The sequence below is a fragment of the Roseateles sp. P5_B10 genome (genome assembly GCF_056400485.1).
Genome location: NZ_JBFULE010000323.1, coordinates 1 through 5700, shown reverse-complemented (window position 1 = coordinate 5700; position 5700 = coordinate 1). Strand labels below are relative to the sequence as shown.

General features: G+C 66.5%; 9 protein-coding genes. 5 read left to right on the top strand and 4 right to left on the bottom strand.

Features of this window, described 5'->3' with window-relative positions; translation table 11 throughout:
• Window positions 1–943 (bottom strand): GH39 family glycosyl hydrolase (locus AC1DU6_RS18255; RefSeq protein WP_477858736.1); only part of this gene is annotated, 943 nt, incomplete at its 3' end.
• 135 nt (window positions 944–1078) lie between these two features.
• Window positions 1079–1489, bottom strand: coding sequence for a TfoX/Sxy family protein (locus AC1DU6_RS18250; RefSeq protein ID WP_477858735.1), 411 nt, complete (start codon window positions 1487–1489; stop codon window positions 1079–1081).
• Between AC1DU6_RS18250 and AC1DU6_RS18245 the strand changes: the two genes are divergently transcribed.
• Window positions 1482–2564 (top strand): GGDEF domain-containing response regulator, encoded by a 1083-nt coding sequence (locus AC1DU6_RS18245; RefSeq protein WP_457320748.1) that lies wholly within the window; start codon window positions 1482–1484, stop codon window positions 2562–2564. The genes AC1DU6_RS18250 and AC1DU6_RS18245 overlap by 8 nt on opposite strands.
• A gap of 5 nt (window positions 2565–2569) precedes the next feature.
• Window positions 2570–3061, top strand: a complete 492-nt coding sequence (locus AC1DU6_RS18240) for a protein-L-isoaspartate O-methyltransferase family protein (protein WP_457320750.1) — start codon at window positions 2570–2572, stop codon at window positions 3059–3061.
• 38 nt (window positions 3062–3099) lie between these two features.
• Here AC1DU6_RS18240 and AC1DU6_RS18235 read toward each other — a convergent pair whose 3' ends face one another.
• Complete coding sequence (locus AC1DU6_RS18235) at window positions 3100–3570, bottom strand: adenylyltransferase/cytidyltransferase family protein (RefSeq protein ID WP_200955306.1); 471 nt, start codon at window positions 3568–3570, stop codon at window positions 3100–3102.
• A gap of 1 nt (window position 3571) precedes the next feature.
• Here AC1DU6_RS18235 and AC1DU6_RS18230 point away from each other — a divergent pair, with 1 nt between their 5' ends.
• Window positions 3572–4012 carry a hypothetical protein gene (locus AC1DU6_RS18230; RefSeq protein WP_457320752.1) on the top strand — a complete coding sequence of 147 codons (441 nt, stop codon included), beginning with the start codon at window positions 3572–3574 and terminating at the stop codon, window positions 4010–4012.
• A gap of 45 nt (window positions 4013–4057) precedes the next feature.
• Here AC1DU6_RS18230 and AC1DU6_RS18225 read toward each other — a convergent pair whose 3' ends face one another.
• Window positions 4058–4639 (bottom strand): hypothetical protein, encoded by a 582-nt coding sequence (locus AC1DU6_RS18225; RefSeq protein ID WP_056199886.1) that lies wholly within the window; start codon window positions 4637–4639, stop codon window positions 4058–4060.
• Between the two features lie 186 nt (window positions 4640–4825).
• Between AC1DU6_RS18225 and AC1DU6_RS18220 the strand changes: the two genes are divergently transcribed.
• Together AC1DU6_RS18220 and AC1DU6_RS18215 are read left to right on the top strand one after the other, a co-directional pair.
• A complete protein-coding gene (locus AC1DU6_RS18220; RefSeq protein WP_056201253.1) occupies window positions 4826–5182 on the top strand; it encodes a PRC-barrel domain-containing protein in 357 nt (118 codons plus the stop codon).
• A 62-nt stretch (window positions 5183–5244) separates the two neighbouring features.
• Window positions 5245–5700 (top strand): hemerythrin domain-containing protein (locus AC1DU6_RS18215; RefSeq protein WP_477858731.1); only part of this gene is annotated, 456 nt, incomplete at its 3' end.

The following is a 5700-nucleotide window of genomic DNA, read 5'->3' as shown; positions in this document are numbered from 1 at the left end:
TCTTGAAGCCGTCGGCGACACCGTTCAGTTGCGAGGCCATGCCCATGCGCACCCGCCCATCGACAAAGCGCGGGCTACCTTTGGCGTGGAAGGAGAGGAAGTCGGTCGGCGTGCCGACCTTGCCCGTCGCGTGGTTGGTGCCGCTGACGACGTGCTTGAGGAAGGCGTCCATGAACGCGCCGCCCGACCCGGCCACGTCGGGCCCGCCCACGCGGGCTTGGGGCAGGGCGCGGCGCACGGCGTCAATGGCGTGGTCATGCAGCTTGTTGAACTCCTCCTGGTTGCCGCTCCAATACACCGGCAAGTTGGGTTCGTTCCACACTTCGAAGTACCAGCGCTGCACCTCCTCGTGGCCATAGCGCTCCACGCAGTGCTTCGTCCACTGGAAGACCAGCTCGGCCCACTTGGCGTAGTCCTTGGGCGGCGCGTTCCAGGCGCCGGCGATCAAGTCATAGCCAAAGCCCGGGCGCCAGCTGTGCTGATACGGCGTGCCCAGCTTGGCGCTGGACAGCGCCTGCGGCATGAAGCCGATCTGCAGGTAGGGCCGCACGCCGCGTTCGAGGTAGCTGTCGATGATGCGATCGGCAACGGTCCAGTCGTAGACGGGGCGGCCGTCCTTGTCCTCGGTGTAGGCATTGGTGCTGCCCCACTTGAACGCGCCCGTGCCGTCGCCGGTGTTCAGCAGGTTATGGGTGCGGAAGTAGACGCTGCCGGGCCGCAGCTCGCCCAGCCGCTTCATCAGCTTGCGGCCGTCCTTCATGGTCGCGTAGTTGGGCTCGTCGGCGCCGAAGAAGCGCCAGATGGGCTTGAGCTCGCCAGCTGTGCGGCCGGCGTCCACCTCGATATGGACCGGGAAGGGTTCGGCGGTTTGAGCCTGCGTGGCAGCGGCGATCAAGCCGGCCATGACGATGGCGACGGGCCGGGGCAGTGGCTGGAGCTTCATGGCATGAATGGCGTGAAACGAGAGGTCGAAGGGCTCGGACCGCGATCATGACGACATCCACTGCGTGTGCCGCTCGCAATTCCTGGCCGAGTGTAGGAAGGGCCTTCGCTGCGCCGCAAGCGCCCAGCTATTCACTCAAGAACGTGAGCGCGTGCCGTCGGTGGTGCCAGCCCCCTTGGCCCTGGCCCGCGATGGGCTCTGCCTTTCCCTGGCCGCAGGCAGCGTCGCGTTGTACTTGAGGGACAGCTCGATCCAGTAGTCCAGTGCCGCCTTCGTTTGCGCGGTCGTCGAGGCGACGAACACATAGCCTGGGTAGGGGCGCCCCTTCATGACCACCGTCTCGACACCGTCACGTTGGAGCGCCATCTCGTGCAGCGCCGGGTCGATGCGGCACATCAGCCGTTCGGGCCTCGCCGTCACGCACAGGTGGCTGCGCACCATGAAGCCGACGCTGCCGAACATGYGCTTTTCACGCACGTCGGCGACACCGGCCAGTGCGTGGTGAACGCGGTCTACCAGGTTGTCGCTGATCGGGGACGTGTTCACGGAGATTCCTGATGTCGCCTTGACGGCGCCAGTATCTGCCAGGGGTGGCACCGGGAGCGTCAATTGCCGCGCACCACCAACGTCCTCCCGGGAGCTTCAGCTGCCTGCTCGTGAGACTGCCTTCATCCTCCATGTCGATGACAACCTGGATAACCTTGCTTCGACGAAGCTGATCCTGGATCGTCCCGGCATCGAGGTGGTATCCGCCGAGTCCGCCGCGGTGGCGGTGGAACGGCTGACGCAGCACGACTTTGCGCTGGCGCTGGTCGACGTCACCATGCCCGACGTCAATGGCTTCCAGCTTGCCGAGTCCATGCGCGATGAGGCGCGTTCCCGCGAAGTTCCCATCATTTTTCTGACGGGCGACGGCGGCGACGCAGCGCGGACTTTTCGTGGCTACGAGGCCGGTGCCGTCGACTTCCTGGTCAAGCCGGTGCACCCTCAGGTGCTGGAAAGCAAGGTCGGTGCGTTTGTCGCCCTCTATCTGCAGCGCAAGTCGCTGCGTGATCAGAAGGACGACTGCGAGCGCCTGTTGAGAGCCAACCAGCGGATGGCTTCGGAGCTGGAGCGTGCGCACGAGCTGGCGGTCCAGGCAGCTTTTACCGACGATTTGACCGGCACGCCGAACCGCCGGCACATCCTGAAACTCGCGCTGAGCGCCCTGAACGACCCGCGCAGGCATTCCCAGCCGGCGAGCCTTGCGCTGCTGGACCTGGACCACTTCAAGAGAGTCAACGACACACGTGGCCACGCCGTCGGGGACGCCGTGCTGCGCCACTTCTGCGATCACACCCAGGCCCATCTGCGATCTGGCCAGGCCATGGGCCGCATCGGCGGCGAGGAATTCCTCCTGCTGCTCCCGGGCACCGAGATGGCGGAGGCCTGCACCGCGCTCGAGCGGGTGCGCCACACGCTGGAGCCGCATGCCGGTATTGCCTACACCTTCTCGGCTGGCGTCGCGCAGGCCCGCCCGGACGAGGCGCTGGATGCCGTGCTGGAGCGTGCCGACCGGGCGCTCTACGTTTCCAAGGAGCGCGGCCGGGACTGCACGTCCAGCGAATTGATGGATCTCTGAGCGCCATGAACGTGGATTACGCCGAGCGGCGCAAGCGCATGGTGGCCACACAGCTGGCCGCCCGCGGCATCCGCGCCGACGCGGTGTTGCGGGCGATGCGCACCGTGCCGCGCGAGTTTTTCGTCGAAGCGGGCTTCGAGGACGTCGCCTACCAGGACGCAGCCATGCCCATCGCCCAGGGCCAGACCATCTCCCAGCCTTTCATCGTCGCGCTGATGATCGAGGCCGCCGAAGTGAAGGCGGGCGACGCGGTACTGGAGATCGGCGCGGGCTCGGGCTATGCGGTTGCCGTGCTGAGCCGCATCGCCGCGCACGTGTCGGCAATCGAGCGCAGCGAAGTGCTCGCCCGTCGTGCGCATGAGCGCCTGGCGGCGCTCGGCTACGACAACGTGGAGATCATCACCGGCGACGGCAGCGGCGGCTGGCCCGGCGGTGAGAGCTTCGATGCCATCCTTGTCGCCGCATCGGGCCCGACACTTACCGCCTTCGGCCCCTGAGCCGGTCTTCCGGAGCGGCGCATGCGTCCCAAGCTCGATCAGCTGCGTCTGGCCGCCGCCGAGTGGCCGGCCAAGTAGGGCACGGTGACGACGCGGCCGCCCCAGCCGCGCACCAACGGTGTCTCAGGCAGTTGTTCCGCCGCGTGGTCGCTGCCCTTCACGTACACGTCGGGCCGCACCGCCTGCAGCAGCGCCGCTGGCGTGGCCTCTTCGAACCACGTCACCCAGTTCACGCAGGACAGGGCCGCGATGACGTGGGCGCGCTCGTGCAGCGTGCAGCAGGGACGCTCACCCGGCTTGCCCAGGTCGTGGGCGGAGGCGTCGCTGTTCAGCGCAACCACCAGCACATTGCCCTGGCGGCGTGCCGCCTCCAGGCAGCTGACGTGGCCGACATGCAGCAGGTCGAACACGCCGTTGGTGAACACCAGCGGCCGCTCCAGCCATGCCAGCCGCTCGATCAGCTGCTCGGGTGCCAGGCATTTGAAGGCGCCATTCCAGTTGCTCTGCACCTTGCATCTCCTGCCGGTTGAAGCCCCCGGTCATGTTCCAGGCGAGGCGCTGCGCGTTAGCGCAGACGAGGTCCCGTGCGCCAGCGCATTGGCCGGCCTCGACGCCGTCGATGGAGACGCCGAATTCCACCTGCAGTCTGTGCAGCAGAACTTGCCGCAGCTGCGCAAACTGCGCTCGCGTGAACGGGCCGCTCCGTTGGGGGGCGATGACGAGGGCCGCGCCCGCGCGCTGCCGCCGCGCCAGTCGACCATGGCGAGCTGGACGGCGATGGCAGGCGCCGGTGCCGTCAACGCCGCCTTCGCAGCGTCGGCGGTGAGGAAGCGGCTGGCGGTTGGTGCTGGGCTCAAGGGGCTTTTGCGCAGGGTGCGGAAGGCCCAACGATTGGCAAATGCCGCTCCCACCGGCCGCGAGGGCCGATGCTGCCCGAGCGGCTGCACCTGATGCCGCAGGCGGGCCACCATGGCGGCCAGACCGTCGGCAACCTGCTCAAGCCGCTTGCCGTGCCCTTGCTCTGTTCTGCGGCCAGTCGACGGGTGTGAGCCGGTCACCGGCAAGCAGGAGCTGCGGCACTTGCTGGAACAGCCAGCGACCCGCCTGGCAGCGAAACGACCACGTCAGGTCGAATCGCTCGGACGGCCAGTTCTCCGGCACTTCATCGACTGTCGTGATCGCCTTGGCAAGTTTGGGGAGATCGTCGTGCCGCCAGCAAACCAGCACCGGCGCATCCAGCGACCGCAAGTGCCACGCAAGCTTGTCCACCGGATCGTGATCCGACCAGCGTTCATCGACGGCAACCCCGAGGCGGTCGGCCAGGCCTTCCACGGTGTCATAGGGGCGGGTCGACGGATGCATTGCCGTTGGCCGGGCCGCAAGGATGTGCTGCGGGCGCTCCAGCACCTGCGGATGCAGGCGTTCAGCCAGTGCCGAGAAGTACGGAACCAGCGCGCCAGCGCGGCGCCAGCCTTGGACGCTGAGCGAGTTGGGATCGTCGCGACCGGATTCATCCACGCCGCCGTCTTCGCCGTGTGGCTTCTCGGCGTGGCGAATCAGCATGATGCATTTCGACATGGCTGAACTTCAACTGCTGCATCGCAGCATGCGCCAAGCCAGCGGTGGCATGTGTAGGACGGAATGCCGCATGGTTGGCAAGCCTGCAAGGCGGTTCAACGAGGCAGGAGGCACCGCGCGTGGGTACGTGATTTGCCGTCGAAGCAGGGCGGCGCCATCGACCGCTACACAGCTACGGAGACCACCATGAACACTGACAACACCACCGGCCCCACCATCGCTGCCTCGAAGGTTGAAGGCACCGAGGTCTACAACCTGCAGGGCGACAAGCTCGGCTCCATCGACGACCTGGTCATCGACAAGGCCTCCGGGCAGGTGCGCTACGCCGCCCTGGAGTTCGGCGGCTTCCTGGGCATGGGCACCGATCTCTATCCCATGCCCTGGTCCAAGCTGAAGTACGACACCGCCAAGGACGGCTATGTGGTGAACCTCGACAAGTCGCAGCTGGAAGGCGCGCCGCGCTATGCCCGCTACAGCGAGCCGGCATACACGCGCGACTACGGTCGCAAGGTCTACGACTACTACGGCGAGACCTGGGTGTGATCTCGACCGGGTGATGTTCGTACCGCCCTTGCCGAAGACAAGCTCTGAATTCACCGGCTCCGGTGCCCGCCGGAGTCTTTCCAAACCATCAGCCAGCAGGAACTCCCATGCCCACCAGCGCAACGAAGACCTCAGCCAAATCCACCAAGAGCACGGCCAGAAAACCCGCCAGCCAAGCGACACGCGATTCGACACCGGACGCGATCGATCTGCTGACCGCCGATCACCGGGAGGTGAAGTCCCTGTTCCGGGCCTATGACAAGCTTGTCAAGGCCGATGGCGATGCCGGCGAGAAACAAGCCATCGCGCTGCAGATCTGCGTCATGCTGACCGCGCACGCCACGGCTGAGGAAGAGCTCTTCTATCCGGCCGCGCGGGACGTGCTGGGCGACGACGCCGACCTGATCGACGAAGCCGACATCGAGCACGCTAGCGCCAAGGAACTCATCGCGCAGATCGAAGCCGGCTCGCCCGATGACGATCACTACGACGCCAAGGTGAAGGTGCTTGGCGAGTAC

Bases quoted from the DNA above. Each gene is read 5' to 3' on its own strand.
- AC1DU6_RS18225 (WP_056199886.1), bottom strand. From the start codon at position 4,639: ATGTCGAAATGCATCATGCTGATTCGCCACGCCGAGAAGCCACACGGC.
- AC1DU6_RS18220 (WP_056201253.1), top strand. From the start codon at position 4,826: ATGAACACTGACAACACCACCGGCCCCACCATCGCTGCCTCGAAGGTT.
- AC1DU6_RS18240 (WP_457320750.1), top strand. From the start codon at position 2,570: ATGAACGTGGATTACGCCGAGCGGCGCAAGCGCATGGTGGCCACACAG.